Genomic DNA, 12,084 nt, shown 5'->3' with positions numbered 1-12,084 from the left:
ATAATCGCAGGCGTATTAACAGTTTTTCTCGTGGCATGCTCGAATAGCGATGACGCTAGTGAGAGTGAAATGGATAACAATGAAACTGAAGAGGAAACCTCCAATTCTGATTCGGAAGAGCCTGACGGCAGTGTTGTAGCTTTAATCGAACAGCTCACTTTTGAGGCTGAGGTTGTTGAGGAAGAAGATGGAATAACAGCTGAATTTTCTATTACGAACGATGCAGAAGAACCGGTGATTCTAGGTTTTAATTCCAGTCTTAAATACGATGTAATCATAGAAAATCAAGATGGAGAAGAAGTGTATCAGTATTCTGAGGGTCAGGCCTTCACCCAACAGCTTACTATGGATGAGCTTGAACCTGGAGATAAACTTGAGGCAAATGAAACAGTAAACGAAGATTTGCCTCCAGGTAATTATAACGTAACCATGACGTTTCTTGTAACTTCTATAAATGACCAGCCTTTTGAGTCAAAACCATTTGAAATTTCTGAACAGATTACAATTGGTGAAGGGGGAGAAACGTCATCCGGCTCAGAAGAGGCTGAAGAGCTTGATGAAGAACTTGAGACATCACAAGGTGAGAATGGAGAAGCTTTCCGTGACCTGAATTTAGAAGGAGAAAACGGAAGCTACACGGTATCAGGTGAAGTGAGTGCTAAAGACGGTGAGTTTTTCTATATGGTGGAAGATGGTCACAACTTGCTGATAGAGGAAGAAGCCGTGCAAGTGGAAGATCCAGGCGCAGAGTGGTCCTCTTTTGAAACAGAGGTCACTATTCCTAAAGAAGATTTGCCTAATAGAGGCGCACTGATCATGACGATGTACAATAAAGATGAGGAAGGACAGCGTACACAAGAGAATTTTGTCCCCTTAGATAATTTCGATGAACAATAATAAAGAAGGCTGACTCTTAAGGTCAGCCTTCTTTTAATAACCGTGTTCTGTTAGAATACCTTCAACTTTAGCTGTTAGAACTTCCCAATCTGCGTCAGGCAGTCTGTTGACGGTAATGAAGTTTTGGAATCCAAAGACATTGTCTACGCCATCCAGTTCCATGAGCTGGTTCATGATCTCATATTCGCTTTTTTGACCAGGCATAACAGACACGCTGCCGTCTCCTTGAAAAATCATTGATTCAGTAGTGAATTTACGTGCATTCGGATTTGGTGTTTCATCTACGGTAATAGCCATATTCAGTATTCCTCCTCTTATTCTTTCAGTTTTTATTTTAGCAGAAAACGAACCAACTCTAAACTCACAGCTTCTCGTTTCTTTTTTATCTTGAATGTGTGTTACAATATGAACGATTTCAGGGAGGTATGAAATGGAAACTAGACTAATTGATGTATTGCAGCCTATAAAAGATAATGACTATCAATTATCTGAAAACCAGAATCTTTCAGAACTTACGACGCTCATGTTACAAAAGATCGGGTCACCTGATCCTGTGCTGCGTGAAGAATTGATTTATATGATTTTTTCTAATTTCATAAAGCGTGATTATTACAATGCGGAACAACTGAAAAATATTCTGCGATCTGTATTAAATAAAAACTACCTTTTTTACCGAATTAAAACGTCCAATAAAGAAGAGAATGCCGTATTCAGAAGAAGTGTTTCGGTTAGACTCATCTCCCCGATTATGAAGAAACACCGTGAAAACCAGTTGCTTTCTGAACAAGAAATCCATCGGGTATGGGACAACTTAAAAAAGTATATGGAGCAGGAGAAAGACCACCGTGGCTATATTGACGGCAAAGGCTGGGCGCATGCGATGGCCAATGCTGCAGATGCGTTATATAATGTTGCTTCCTGCGAAGAGATCACTACACAAGAAGTAAGAGATATGCTACCTATCATCCGTGAACAATTCCTAATTGATCAGCCTTATCTATTCGATGAAGAAGAACGGATGGTTACTGCATTAATCGCCATGTTCGATAAGATTGAACCTGACGAAAGAGCTGAGTGGCTGAAAACTCTGATATATGAACGTAAAGGCTGGAATGATCCTGCCGAAGAAATCATTATTAATAACAGTAAGCATTTTCTAAGAGCGTTATACTTCCGTATTATCGAAGAACCGAGTGGTTGTAATGAGCTGACTTCCGTTTTAGAAGATTTGTTAAGGGAACTTAGAAAACAAGAAGCTTATTAAATTACTTGCGAGGGATGAATGATGTTTAAATGGGGCGTGTATATAGGCACAACCTCTGGGATAGCTCTAGGTTTATACATGTGGTTTGTGGAGCTGGCCACAGAAATCAAGGTGTATACTTTGCTGATGAACGTAGATTTCATCCCAGTGATTGGAGACATCCATTGGCCTGTTTATATAGAGTGGCTCTTTCATATGATCATCTCCTGGGGAATCGGTGTCCTATTTTGTTACCTTTTCATGAAGAAGATTCAAGTAACAATGAAGAGGCTGTGGATCGCGGCATTTCTTCTGGCAGGAGGAGCGGCAGCCAGTTATTTTCCCTTGACTGCTCTTGCCATTAAAGAGACGCCGGGGTTATTTGATCTGACTGCTATCGCGTATTGGTTAATAGGCCATGCTATTTATGCAATTGTTCTAAAGTCTTCTTATTATCGGACATGAAAAGTTGACTTTGTTAAAGTTATTAAAAAAGACCAGACTAATTAAAGTCTGGTCTTAAAATGATTTAACGCATGCTGTTGTGTTCAGCTTCAAGCCTTTGTTCTAACTGCTGTAGCTCTTGCTTCTCTTCTTGAGAGCACTGGCTATATGCAGATTGAATAGCTTGTTTAGCTGCTTGCATATCTTGCTGACTAGGTTCTTGGCCGTTTTTGTTGCGATTTTTAGTCATACGATTGACAGCGTTACGTGCATTTTCAAATAGGGAATTCTCCATTTAAAACCCTCCTACAGTATGTTGGTCTGCTTCTATTTCCTTACGGTTCGCATCTGAAAGCCGCTTGGGTTCCATATCGCGTTCTTGAAAAGGACGAACTTCAGTCCAACGTTTTTCTTCCTTGTTTTGCTTATCCATGACACAGCCTCCTGTCATAAAAAAAGCCTGAACGCTTTTTGCGTCCAAGCTTAGTATGGCTGTGTGCTACACATATACTCAAGGTAAAAATTGACTTACATGGCTTTACGATTAAGTTTTAAATATTCCGTCAAAAATTCTCCGATGCCATTTTCTTCGTTAGTTCCTGCCACGTAATTTGCCATTTTTTTCAGTTCATCAATACCGTTGCCCATCGCAACGCCTACACCTGCATAGTCAATCATCTCAAAATCATTATCTTCGTCCCCAAAAGCAATGATCCGCTCCTTAGGGATATGATAATAATGAGCGATTTTCTGAAGCCCTACCGCTTTATTCATACCTGCACGCACAATTTCAATTACATGCCAGGGAGCTCCCCATTTTCGGTGTTCGATAAATTCAGCCTGGGTATCCAATTCTTTACGTAAAGCTTTAATTTTTTCTTCTTCAGGATGAATTAAAAGAGAAGTTGGATCATTTTTTAAATTTTGCTGAAGCCTGCCGACTGTAACAGGGTTGTTATCCTCTGTATGGAAAATTTTCATGATTTCATCATCGTGCTGGTCTAAATAAATGGAATCCTTGACCTCTGCAAGAATATTTTTGACTCCCAGCTCATGACATTTATGAATTATTTTATGGGCGGTACGAATAGATAAAGGAGAATGTAACGCGTCCCAGTGTTTATTGTTGGGGTGGTGGATCAATGCTCCGTTAAAATTTACCATAGGGGTGTTCAAACCTAATTCTTTATAAAAATCGATGCTTGCTCGATGTGGACGACCTGTAGCAATACAGACTACATGTCCTTTATTCATCGCATCAAGCACAACTTCTTTTGTTTGTGGATTTATTTGCTTGTCATCTGTAAGCAAAGTTCCATCCAAATCTAATGCAATTAAATGTTGTTTTGTCATCCTAATTCACCTCATTTATAGTCCAGTGTAGCGATTAAACGCCAATATTGCAAAGATATTACAATCGAAAGACCTAATACTTTCCATCCTTTATTCTCAATGTTACAATGCAAATTATACAAAATAAGATGTAAATTAGTTTAGGAAGCATGTAAAGATTGAAAGAAGGGAACCAAATAATGATTGGCATTTATCGCGAAACCTTAAAACACATTCCGTCTTTAGTTATTGTAGATTCTCAAAAATATGATCAGCCACTGCCAGTGTTTACATATTTCCATGGTTTCACTTCCGCTAAAGAACAAAATCTCCCCCAGGCTTATTTGTTGGCAAATAAAGGATATCGTGTCATACTGCCAGACAGTCTCTACCATGGCGAACGTACAGATGTATTATCAAAAGAAGAACTAAGTTTTAAATTTTGGGACATAGTGTATCAAAATTTAAAAGATCTGCAAGATATTAAGGACGTGCTCGATCAGAGGGATCTAATTTTAAATCAAAGGTTCGGTGTGGGAGGTACTTCAATGGGCGGTGTCACGACTAGTGCAGCCCTTACTATGTATCCATGGATTCAGGCCGCAGCCGTCATGATGGGTTCTCCGAAACCTGTTGATTTTGCAAAGAAACTTATTAAAGATGTAGAAAAGACTGGCCTTCAGCTTCCAATTACGGAAACTGAGCTGAATGTTCTATATAGTTCATTGCACAGTATCGATCTTTCTGCTAATTCCGATAAGCTTAGAGAGAGACCATTATTTTTTTGGCACGGCGACGCAGATCCTGTTGTACCTTTTGAACATTCGTATGATTTCTACAACGAAATTGTAGGGGCGTATAAAAACCCTGAAAACATTCGTTTTTTAAGGGAGGCAGGTGTGGATCATAAAGTCACTCGCTTTGGGGTTAATGAGATGGTGAACTGGCTGGAAATTGTTCTTTAGACGTTCGTGGTTTAATCTCGCAGCAATTTTGTTTATAATAGAAGTTGAAGTAACAAGAAGGGGGTACTATTATGGATACTGCACTAGAAGAAAATGTTATGGGCGCCCTTGAGAATGTAATTGACCCAGAACTTGGTATTGATATCGTCAATTTAGGCCTTGTATACGGAGCCGATATGGATGAGAATGGTAATACTACTGTGACAATGACATTAACTGCCATGGGCTGCCCATTAGCTGGTCATATTGAACAAGATGTCAAACGTTGTCTTGCTGACCTGCCAGAGGTCAATGAAGTCAATGTTAATATTGTTTGGAATCCGCCTTGGACGAAAGACCGCATGAGTCGTTACGCTAAAATTGCTCTAGGTATTCCAGATTGATTTGATGAATTGAAAACCCCTTCCACTTCGGCGGGGGTTTTTTTAATAAGCTAATAAGTTGTACTAGAAGGGAAGTATCACTTGTGGAATATCCTCCCATTTTTCAAGTTGTAGGTTATAAAAAAAGTGGAAAAACGTCGACATTAGAGAAGTTAATCCATTACGGAGATCAACTTGGGGATAGAGTGGCAGTTATAAAACATCACGGTCATACTACTCCTTTGGACGAAGCGCACAGGCTTAATGACAGTGAGCGGCTTCATGAAAGTGGAGCTTTTATAACGAGTGTGGCAGGCGCAGAAGAAGTACAGATGCAAATGACATCTTCACTTTCTTTAGAAAAAATGGTGAAATGGTACAGCTTCTTAGAACCTGATCTCATATTAGTGGAGGGCTATAAGAAGGCGAAGTATCCGAAAGCTGTGATCATTAGAAAAGGTGAAGACTTGGAGCTTTTAGACTTGGATAATATCCAAGTGGTTTTAACTTGGGAACATAATATTTTAATTAACTGGCCGGTGCCGGTCTATTCGATCCATGATTGGGCAGAGAATATCGAAGAACTATATTCCATTATAAAAGGGGATCACCATAGTGAGTAAGTTGTTTTCCATTACAGAAGAACCGATCTCAATTGAACAAACTGTAAGCTTAGTTTCCAGTCCTAATGCCGGCGCTGTTAATACGTTTATAGGCACAGTGCGTGAATTTACAAAAGGGAAGCGGACATTATACTTAGAATATCAGGCTTACGCTGCAATGGCTGAGGCTAAATTAGCTGAAATTGGTCAAGAAATCAGTCAAAATTGGCCGGAAACAAAAACAGCGATAACCCATAGGGTCGGCAAACTGGAAATTGAAGATATAGCAGTTGTGATTGCTGTATCCTCACCTCATCGTGGAGACTCTTATGAAGCCAGCCGCTATGCAATTGAGCGTATTAAGGAAATCGTACCTATTTGGAAGAAAGAACACTGGGAAGATGGGGAAGAATGGATAGGAAATCAGCTTGAAACAAAATCGTATAGAAAAGGAACGCCGGCAGAGGAGGACTTAATTTGAATAAAATTTTATTTTTTGCAGCGCTTCAGGAAAAAGCAGGTAAAGAATCGATTGAGTTAGATGTTTCAGGAAAAAGCGTCAAAGAAGTAAAGGAATTTGTTGCTCTGGAATACGGACTTGCTAAAATCAATGAGTCAATGACGGCCATCAATGAAGAATTTGCGGCAAATGACGATGTTATTCAGGAAAATGACGTGATTGCTTTTATCCCGCCAGTAAGCGGAGGATAATAAAAAGCTGTCTCTATGTTAGGATGTATTCCTAAGCAGAGACAGCTTTTTTGTGTGTCAGCTATGTTAGTATTGTGGTTTTTTCATAGTTGATATCCTAGCTTGATTACAAGAACATCCAAACTAGCCCACCTACGACGAAGCAGTAAATGGCAAAATATTTGAGATTTCCTTCGGCCATGATGTTCATAAACCATTTTAATGAAAAGTATGAAGCGATGATTGACGCAATGAAAGCGACAAGATAGCTTGGCCATAAAGTCGCCAGATCATCCTCCAGCAAATCACCGATAGATAGGAGCATCGTCCCTAAACTGACGGGTATAAATAATAGAAACGAAAAGCGAAGCGCTGTTTGCTGCTTAGTGCCTAATAACATAGCAGCTACGATCGTAGCTCCTGAGCGGCTTATTCCTGGTACGAGAGCGACAGCCTGGGCAAAACCAATGATGAGCGCATCTTTCCACGTTAACATTCCGTCGCCTTTCCTACCGCGCAGATTCCGGATCAGCCATAGGGCAAGACCAGTAATGATTAACGTAATCCCCACAACCTGTGTCATCCCTTTCAGACTATCAAAAGAATCCTTGAAAAGGACCCCGATCAGCCCAGCGGGAATTGTTGCGATTACTAAGTATATGACAAAGTTGAAATCATCTTTTTGACGTTCGTCTCTTGTAATAACAAAACCGATACCATTCTTGAATAAACGTATAATATCTTCGCGATAAATGATGAGTACGGCTATTAAAGATCCGAAATTCACCATTACCTCAAATTGCAAACCTTCAATTTGTAAATTCATTAAGTCCTGTAATATGACTAAATGCCCGCTCGATGAAATAGGTATAGGCTCTGTGAAGCCTTGAAATATCCCCAGAAATAAATATTTAATGATCAGCCATAGTTGTTCCATTAAAGCATGTCCCCCTTGATTAAACGTGCAAATACAGTCATTCGAAGTGCTGTTTATTTATATGTACGGTTAATTTTATGTAATATCACACCTTTAAAACGATTGTTCCGAACAATAGAAAAAACGCTGCTACATATGGTAAGGTAGCAGCGTTTTCTTAAAGGTCTTATGCTTCTTCCTTAATAACACCTTCACCAAGTACGATTGCGGCAACGCTGAATAAAATTGTCATGATTATCACTTGTAGAAAAGAAAAGCTTGTACCTGCCATGTTGCTGACAACGTATGCTGTCATAAAGCTTAACAAAAATGCCCAAAGTACGGTCCAAATCATCCGCATATTACTCACCTCATTTTACACATTCTTTTTTCATTCTACCAGAAGGTTATTAAAAAATAAATATGCAATCGCTTTAGTAGCATGAATAATCGTACAGGCGAATAGTATAAAAGGAATAAGGGAGGAGGCATCGGTATGGTAGTTGTCATTTTAAACTGCTTCCACTGGTCGGGCTATCATTGTGCAAGACATCTTCTTCATAGAGGTCATGAGGTGGTGGGGGTAGATGAGATCAATCATCCGAAGAAAGAAGAACTATATATGTATGTGGGGCGGAACAGTCACTTCCAGCACTTTAATACAATAGAAGAACGTGAAAATCACAGTCATTCAAGCAGAGAAGATCCACAAATTTTCGTTTCAGATGAAAACTTTATATTATTTCAAGAAAAAGCCTCAGTCCAGGAAATAAAAATAGAAGTACCACCACTATATGGTGAATGGATGGAAATGGAGGATAAACAAATAGAAACGATCGATGATCTTAAATTCTGGATTATGGAAAACAATGCCGTTTACATCGAGGATTTTTTAGATCCTGTAATGGAGCATTTTGAGCAAGGAAATTTAAGTGACATAAAGGATGTAACATTCCAACGGTCACAGGAAGCTGATCAACCGTCTGAACTGCTAGAAAGAATTTGGCTGATTCACACGATGAATCGATAAGCTGGACTGAGTTCGATTAAAAATACAAATACTTTACTTTCAAACACAGGAGCTTTTGCGCCTGTGTTTTTGCGTGGTTCAAAGACTTGCCTATTGTGAGAATATGAATTAAAATTAGTACCAAGTCATAAGATTTGCTATAAGATAATACCTTTAAGGGGATGAATATATGAACGCTGGAATCATTGGTACAGGGCACTATGCCCCTGAAAAAGTGCTGACAAATAAAGATATGGAAAAAATTGTAGATACAAGTGATGAATGGATTCGTTCACGGACAGGTATAGAAGAGCGGCGTATTGCAGAGGATGATATGGATACCTCAGATATGGCGTATAGAGCGGCAAAAAATGCTCTCGAGGATGCAGAGATGACTGCAGAGGAGATTGACTTAATATTAGTAGCCACAGTTACACCTGACCACCCGTTTCCATCTGTAGCTACTATGCTTCAGCATAAATTAGGTGCGCGTAAAGTTGCTAGTATGGATATAAGTGCGGCCTGTGCGGGATTTATGTATGGCGTCATTACAGCCAAGCAGTATATCGATACAGGTGCTTATAAAAACGTACTAGTAGTAGGTGTGGAAAAGCTTTCAAAAATCACAAATTGGGAAGACCGTAATACGTGCGTGCTTTTCGGAGATGCAGCGGGTGCCGCTGTCATTGGACCGGTAAGTGATGGTAAAGGCATCTTATCTTTTGAACTAGGGGCAGATGGCAGTGGACTGCAACACCTCTATCAGGAAGAGTTTCTTCACATGAATGGGAGAGAAGTATTTAAGTTTGCTGTACGTCAAATGCCGGAGTCTTCCGTTAACGTCGTGAAGAAAATCGGATTGAAGGAAGAGGACGTCGATTATCTAGTTCCCCACCAGGCGAACATTCGTATTATGGAGGCTGCTAGAGAACGGTTAGGTATTCCAGCGGAAAAAATGTCTGTAAAAGTGAACAAATATGGGAATACTTCTTCCGCGTCCATTCCACTCGCTTTGTCAGAAGACGTGAAAGAAGGTAAAATCAAAGATGACGATTTGGTTGTGCTCGTCGGATTCGGCGGCGGCCTTACTTGGGGTGCTGTTGCACTCAGATGGGGTAAGTAACGAAGGAGGAATGGTGTAATGGAAAAAAAACGTGTTGTAATTACCGGTCTGGGCGCAGTGACTCCTGTCGGTAATTCAGTTGAAGAAATGTGGAAAAGTATCAAAGCGGGAAAGTCTGGTGTAGGGGAAATCACGAAAGTAAATAAAGAGGATTATCCCGTGCATGTGGCGGCAGAATTGAAAGATTTTGACCCTTCAAGCTATATAGACCGGAAAGATCTGCGTCGAATGGACCCTTTCGTACAATATGCTATGGCCGCTTCCCAAATGGCTGTAGAGGATGCAGAACTTGAAATCAACGAAAGCAATGCCAACCGAACAGGCGTATGGATCGGCTCTGGAATTGGTGGAATGAATACCTATGAGTCTCAATTCGAGACCTTTCAGAAAAAAGGATATCGTCGTGTAAGCCCGTTCTTTATCCCGATGATGATTCCCGATATGGCTGCAGGACAGGTTTCTATTGCCCTTGGGGCGAAAGGTATCAATTCTTGTACGGTTACGGCATGTGCATCGGGTGCCAACTCGATTGGAGATGCTTTTAAGGTTATTCAGCGTGGAGATGCAGACATAATGATCACAGGAGGCACAGAAGCCCCGATGAACAAAATGTCGTTTGCAGGATTCGCATCAGCAAGAGCGCTTTCCCTGAACGAAGACCCTGCCAAAGCGAGTCGTCCATTTGATAAAAATCGTGACGGGTTTATTATGGGAGAAGGGGCAGGAATACTTGTCATCGAATCCCTGGAATCTGCCCAAAAACGCGGGGCGAAAATTTATGGAGAGCTTACCGGTTACGGGTCTACAGGAGATGCTTATCACGTGACTTCTCCAGCTCCTGAAGGGGAAGGTGCAAGCCGAGCTATGGAACAAGCTTTAGAGGATGCCGGAATACCAGCAGATTCTGTAGATTATTTAAATGCACATGGTACATCTACGGACCTCAACGACAAATTTGAAACAATCGCAGCTAAGACAGTGTTCAAAGAACATGCGAGTAAATTAGCGATTTCATCCACGAAATCTATGACAGGACATTTGCTTGGGGCGGCAGGCGCAGTAGAAGCAATCATATCTTTAAAAGCTATTAATGAAGGAATTATACCGCCAACCATCAACTATGAAACCCCGGATCCAGAATGTGACCTGGACTATGTACCAAATGAAGCAAGGGCTCAAGCGCTAAACATCGTAATGAGCAACTCGCTTGGCTTCGGCGGTCACAATGCTGCTCTGATTTTTCAAAAATATAATGGATAAGTATTAAAACGGGCAATATTTTGCCCGTTTTTTTTTGGGAATAGTCGTTTATAGCGAATATTTAGCCAACGGTTGAAAAACTGCCATTGACTTTAATTTCCTATCCACGGCTGAATTCTGCTCCCCTGTGGAGGAATTTCCACTCCCAATAGTCGACTCAAAATATACCAATGTTCCCCAAAAATAAAAAGCACCTGGCCACAAAAGTCAGGTGCTTTAAATATGCTTACTCTAAGAATTCTTGTATGGCTTTCGCGCTTTCTTCTTCATTGTGGGCTAGGACTAAACCGATAGGGTATTCCTTTCTTTCGTTCCAAACGTTTCCTTCCTCAGGCAAGCTGAATGTTTCAATATCATCTAGAGGATTAAAAATGAGATCCTTACCTAAGTCCAAAATTTTACCGCTGCTGAAATTCGTATCTATATACGGCTGAAGACTACCAAGCAAACGAGGTGCCTTCATCACTCCGTTGAACGAAACAGCCTCTTCTTTTAATAATTTAAGGACTTCCTGCTGGCGCTGAACTCTGCCGAAATCACCTTGTGAATCACTGCGATATCTGGCATAACCAAGAAGTTCTTCACCATCAAGTTCATGTGTTCCTTGTTGAAGATCAATGTTTGTATCCCCGGATTTATACTGCATATTTTTTTCAATATCTACTTCCACTCCACTAGGAGCCAATGTGTCTACAATTTGAGTGAATCCATTAAAATCTACTATAGAGTAATATTCCACATCTACACCGAAATTTTCTTTGATGGTCTGCCTCATCAACTCAGGACCCCCTAAAGCAAAGGCTGCATTGATCTTGTTATAATCATGTCCGGGGATTCTCACAAACGTGTCTCGCATAATGGAAGCTACTTTAGCTACATTGCCTTCTTCATCGTATTGAGCGACCATAATGGTGTCAGAACGTGGTGTCTCATCATTACGCTGATCGACTCCTAGTAACAGGACATTTGTTTTTCCATTTTGGCTTTCCACCCCGTTAAATTCATCTTTATATTTACTGGACATTTCATCAAGAGCGGTAGTTCCGTCATCACCAGATACCTTCCCTTGAGAGTCTTGTTTTCCCATCATATATTCATAGCCAGTATAGCTTGCGGCAGTAAGAAACATAAGGAATAAAACAGCTATAAAAATTCGTTTTTTGCGTTTGCGTTTTCGTCGAACACGCAAGGAACGCTTATTTGTCATAAAAAACCATTCCTTTCTAACAAAACTCCTTTAT

General features: G+C 40.4%; 18 protein-coding genes. 11 read left to right on the top strand and 7 right to left on the bottom strand.

The features are described from left to right. The first annotated feature begins 69 nt into the window (after positions 1-69). On the top strand, positions 70-897 hold the full coding sequence (locus LF817_RS11665) for a BsuPI-related putative proteinase inhibitor (protein ID WP_253935992.1): 828 nt from the start codon (positions 70-72) through the stop codon (positions 895-897). Positions 898-930: 33 nt separating this feature from the next. Here LF817_RS11665 and LF817_RS11660 read toward each other — a convergent pair whose 3' ends face one another. Then, the gene (locus LF817_RS11660) at positions 931-1,194 is read right to left on the bottom strand and encodes a NifU N-terminal domain-containing protein (protein WP_253935991.1); all 264 of its coding nucleotides are present in this window, start codon (positions 1,192-1,194) and stop codon (positions 931-933) included. A gap of 133 nt (positions 1,195-1,327) precedes the next feature. Between LF817_RS11660 and LF817_RS11655 the strand changes: the two genes are divergently transcribed. Then, positions 1,328-2,161 carry a DUF2785 domain-containing protein gene (locus LF817_RS11655; protein ID WP_253935990.1) on the top strand — a complete coding sequence of 278 codons (834 nt, stop codon included), beginning with the start codon at positions 1,328-1,330 and terminating at the stop codon, positions 2,159-2,161. An 18-nt stretch (positions 2,162-2,179) separates the two neighbouring features. Further along, positions 2,180-2,605: a hypothetical protein gene (locus LF817_RS11650; RefSeq protein ID WP_253935989.1), complete on the top strand. Its 426-nt coding sequence runs from the start codon at positions 2,180-2,182 to the stop codon at positions 2,603-2,605. A 64-nt stretch (positions 2,606-2,669) separates the two neighbouring features. Here LF817_RS11650 and LF817_RS11645 read toward each other — a convergent pair whose 3' ends face one another. The 3 genes from LF817_RS11645 to LF817_RS11635 all read right to left on the bottom strand — a co-directional run bounded on the left by LF817_RS11645 (position 2,670) and on the right by LF817_RS11635 (position 3,937). Continuing rightward, the gene (locus LF817_RS11645) at positions 2,670-2,879 is read right to left on the bottom strand and encodes a DUF3813 domain-containing protein (protein ID WP_253935988.1); all 210 of its coding nucleotides are present in this window, start codon (positions 2,877-2,879) and stop codon (positions 2,670-2,672) included. Continuing rightward, the gene (locus tag LF817_RS11640) at positions 2,880-3,017 is read right to left on the bottom strand and encodes a hypothetical protein (protein ID WP_253935987.1); all 138 of its coding nucleotides are present in this window, start codon (positions 3,015-3,017) and stop codon (positions 2,880-2,882) included. It abuts the gene before it with no gap. A 95-nt stretch (positions 3,018-3,112) separates the two neighbouring features. Beyond that, positions 3,113-3,937 carry a Cof-type HAD-IIB family hydrolase gene (locus LF817_RS11635; protein ID WP_253935986.1) on the bottom strand — a complete coding sequence of 275 codons (825 nt, stop codon included), beginning with the start codon at positions 3,935-3,937 and terminating at the stop codon, positions 3,113-3,115. A gap of 179 nt (positions 3,938-4,116) precedes the next feature. Between LF817_RS11635 and LF817_RS11630 the strand changes: the two genes are divergently transcribed. From LF817_RS11630 to moaD, 5 genes are all read left to right on the top strand, one after another. After that, positions 4,117-4,881: an alpha/beta fold hydrolase gene (locus tag LF817_RS11630; RefSeq protein ID WP_253935985.1), complete on the top strand. Its 765-nt coding sequence runs from the start codon at positions 4,117-4,119 to the stop codon at positions 4,879-4,881. A gap of 71 nt (positions 4,882-4,952) precedes the next feature. Beyond that, positions 4,953-5,264, top strand: coding sequence for a metal-sulfur cluster assembly factor (locus tag LF817_RS11625; protein ID WP_253935984.1), 312 nt, complete (start codon positions 4,953-4,955; stop codon positions 5,262-5,264). Positions 5,265-5,347: 83 nt separating this feature from the next. Beyond that, positions 5,348-5,866, top strand: coding sequence for a molybdopterin-guanine dinucleotide biosynthesis protein B (gene mobB / locus LF817_RS11620; RefSeq protein WP_253935983.1), 519 nt, complete (start codon positions 5,348-5,350; stop codon positions 5,864-5,866). Then, on the top strand, positions 5,856-6,326 hold the full coding sequence (locus LF817_RS11615) for a molybdenum cofactor biosynthesis protein MoaE (protein WP_253936016.1): 471 nt from the start codon (positions 5,856-5,858) through the stop codon (positions 6,324-6,326). Before mobB ends, LF817_RS11615 begins: the two co-directional genes overlap by 11 nt. Beyond that, a complete protein-coding gene (gene moaD, locus LF817_RS11610; RefSeq protein ID WP_253935982.1) occupies positions 6,323-6,556 on the top strand; it encodes a molybdopterin converting factor subunit 1 in 234 nt (77 codons plus the stop codon). Before LF817_RS11615 ends, moaD begins: the two co-directional genes overlap by 4 nt. A 106-nt stretch (positions 6,557-6,662) precedes the next feature. On the opposite strand, the gene LF817_RS11605 is transcribed toward moaD, so the two are convergent. After that, positions 6,663-7,472, bottom strand: a complete 810-nt coding sequence (locus LF817_RS11605; protein ID WP_253935981.1) for an undecaprenyl-diphosphate phosphatase — start codon at positions 7,470-7,472, stop codon at positions 6,663-6,665. Between the two features lie 166 nt (positions 7,473-7,638). Next, positions 7,639-7,812, bottom strand: a complete 174-nt coding sequence (locus tag LF817_RS11600; protein ID WP_253935980.1) for a YjzD family protein — start codon at positions 7,810-7,812, stop codon at positions 7,639-7,641. Positions 7,813-7,947: 135 nt separating this feature from the next. Here LF817_RS11600 and LF817_RS11595 point away from each other — a divergent pair, with 135 nt between their 5' ends. From LF817_RS11595 to fabF, 3 genes are all read left to right on the top strand, one after another. Continuing rightward, positions 7,948-8,481, top strand: coding sequence for a hypothetical protein (locus LF817_RS11595; protein WP_253935979.1), 534 nt, complete (start codon positions 7,948-7,950; stop codon positions 8,479-8,481). A gap of 169 nt (positions 8,482-8,650) precedes the next feature. Then, positions 8,651-9,583, top strand: coding sequence for a beta-ketoacyl-ACP synthase III (locus LF817_RS11590; protein ID WP_253935978.1), 933 nt, complete (start codon positions 8,651-8,653; stop codon positions 9,581-9,583). 18 nt (positions 9,584-9,601) lie between these two features. After that, entirely contained in the window at positions 9,602-10,843 is a 1,242-nt protein-coding gene (gene fabF / locus LF817_RS11585; RefSeq protein ID WP_253935977.1) for a beta-ketoacyl-ACP synthase II, read from the top strand. 226 nt (positions 10,844-11,069) lie between these two features. On the opposite strand, the gene LF817_RS11580 is transcribed toward fabF, so the two are convergent. Continuing rightward, on the bottom strand, positions 11,070-12,050 hold the full coding sequence (locus LF817_RS11580) for an LCP family protein (RefSeq protein ID WP_253935976.1): 981 nt from the start codon (positions 12,048-12,050) through the stop codon (positions 11,070-11,072). Between the last annotated feature and the right edge of the window lie 34 nt (positions 12,051-12,084).

Source organism: Halobacillus sp. A1 (genome assembly GCF_024189295.1).
Classification (GTDB): domain Bacteria; phylum Bacillota; class Bacilli; order Bacillales; family Halobacillaceae; genus Halobacillus_A.
The sequence above is the reverse complement of the archived record's forward strand: the minus strand, read 5'-3'. Positions and strand labels throughout refer to the sequence as shown.

Excerpts from the sequence above, each read along its gene's own strand:
- LF817_RS11665 (WP_253935992.1), top strand. The coding sequence starts at position 70 with ATGGATAACAATGAAACTGAAGAGGAAACCTCCAATTCTGATTCGGAA.
- LF817_RS11660 (WP_253935991.1), bottom strand. The coding sequence starts at position 1,194 with ATGGCTATTACCGTAGATGAAACACCAAATCCGAATGCACGTAAATTC.
- LF817_RS11655 (WP_253935990.1), top strand. The coding sequence starts at position 1,328 with ATGGAAACTAGACTAATTGATGTATTGCAGCCTATAAAAGATAATGAC.
- LF817_RS11650 (WP_253935989.1), top strand. The coding sequence starts at position 2,180 with ATGATGTTTAAATGGGGCGTGTATATAGGCACAACCTCTGGGATAGCT.
- LF817_RS11645 (WP_253935988.1), bottom strand. The coding sequence starts at position 2,879 with ATGGAGAATTCCCTATTTGAAAATGCACGTAACGCTGTCAATCGTATG.
- LF817_RS11640 (WP_253935987.1), bottom strand. The coding sequence starts at position 3,017 with ATGGATAAGCAAAACAAGGAAGAAAAACGTTGGACTGAAGTTCGTCCT.
- LF817_RS11635 (WP_253935986.1), bottom strand. The coding sequence starts at position 3,937 with ATGACAAAACAACATTTAATTGCATTAGATTTGGATGGAACTTTGCTT.
- LF817_RS11630 (WP_253935985.1), top strand. The coding sequence starts at position 4,117 with ATGATTGGCATTTATCGCGAAACCTTAAAACACATTCCGTCTTTAGTT.
- LF817_RS11625 (WP_253935984.1), top strand. The coding sequence starts at position 4,953 with ATGGATACTGCACTAGAAGAAAATGTTATGGGCGCCCTTGAGAATGTA.
- LF817_RS11605 (WP_253935981.1), bottom strand. The coding sequence starts at position 7,472 with ATGGAACAACTATGGCTGATCATTAAATATTTATTTCTGGGGATATTT.
- LF817_RS11600 (WP_253935980.1), bottom strand. The coding sequence starts at position 7,812 with ATGCGGATGATTTGGACCGTACTTTGGGCATTTTTGTTAAGCTTTATG.
- LF817_RS11595 (WP_253935979.1), top strand. The coding sequence starts at position 7,948 with ATGGTAGTTGTCATTTTAAACTGCTTCCACTGGTCGGGCTATCATTGT.
- LF817_RS11590 (WP_253935978.1), top strand. The coding sequence starts at position 8,651 with ATGAACGCTGGAATCATTGGTACAGGGCACTATGCCCCTGAAAAAGTG.
- fabF (WP_253935977.1), top strand. The coding sequence starts at position 9,602 with ATGGAAAAAAAACGTGTTGTAATTACCGGTCTGGGCGCAGTGACTCCT.
- LF817_RS11580 (WP_253935976.1), bottom strand. The coding sequence starts at position 12,050 with ATGACAAATAAGCGTTCCTTGCGTGTTCGACGAAAACGCAAACGCAAA.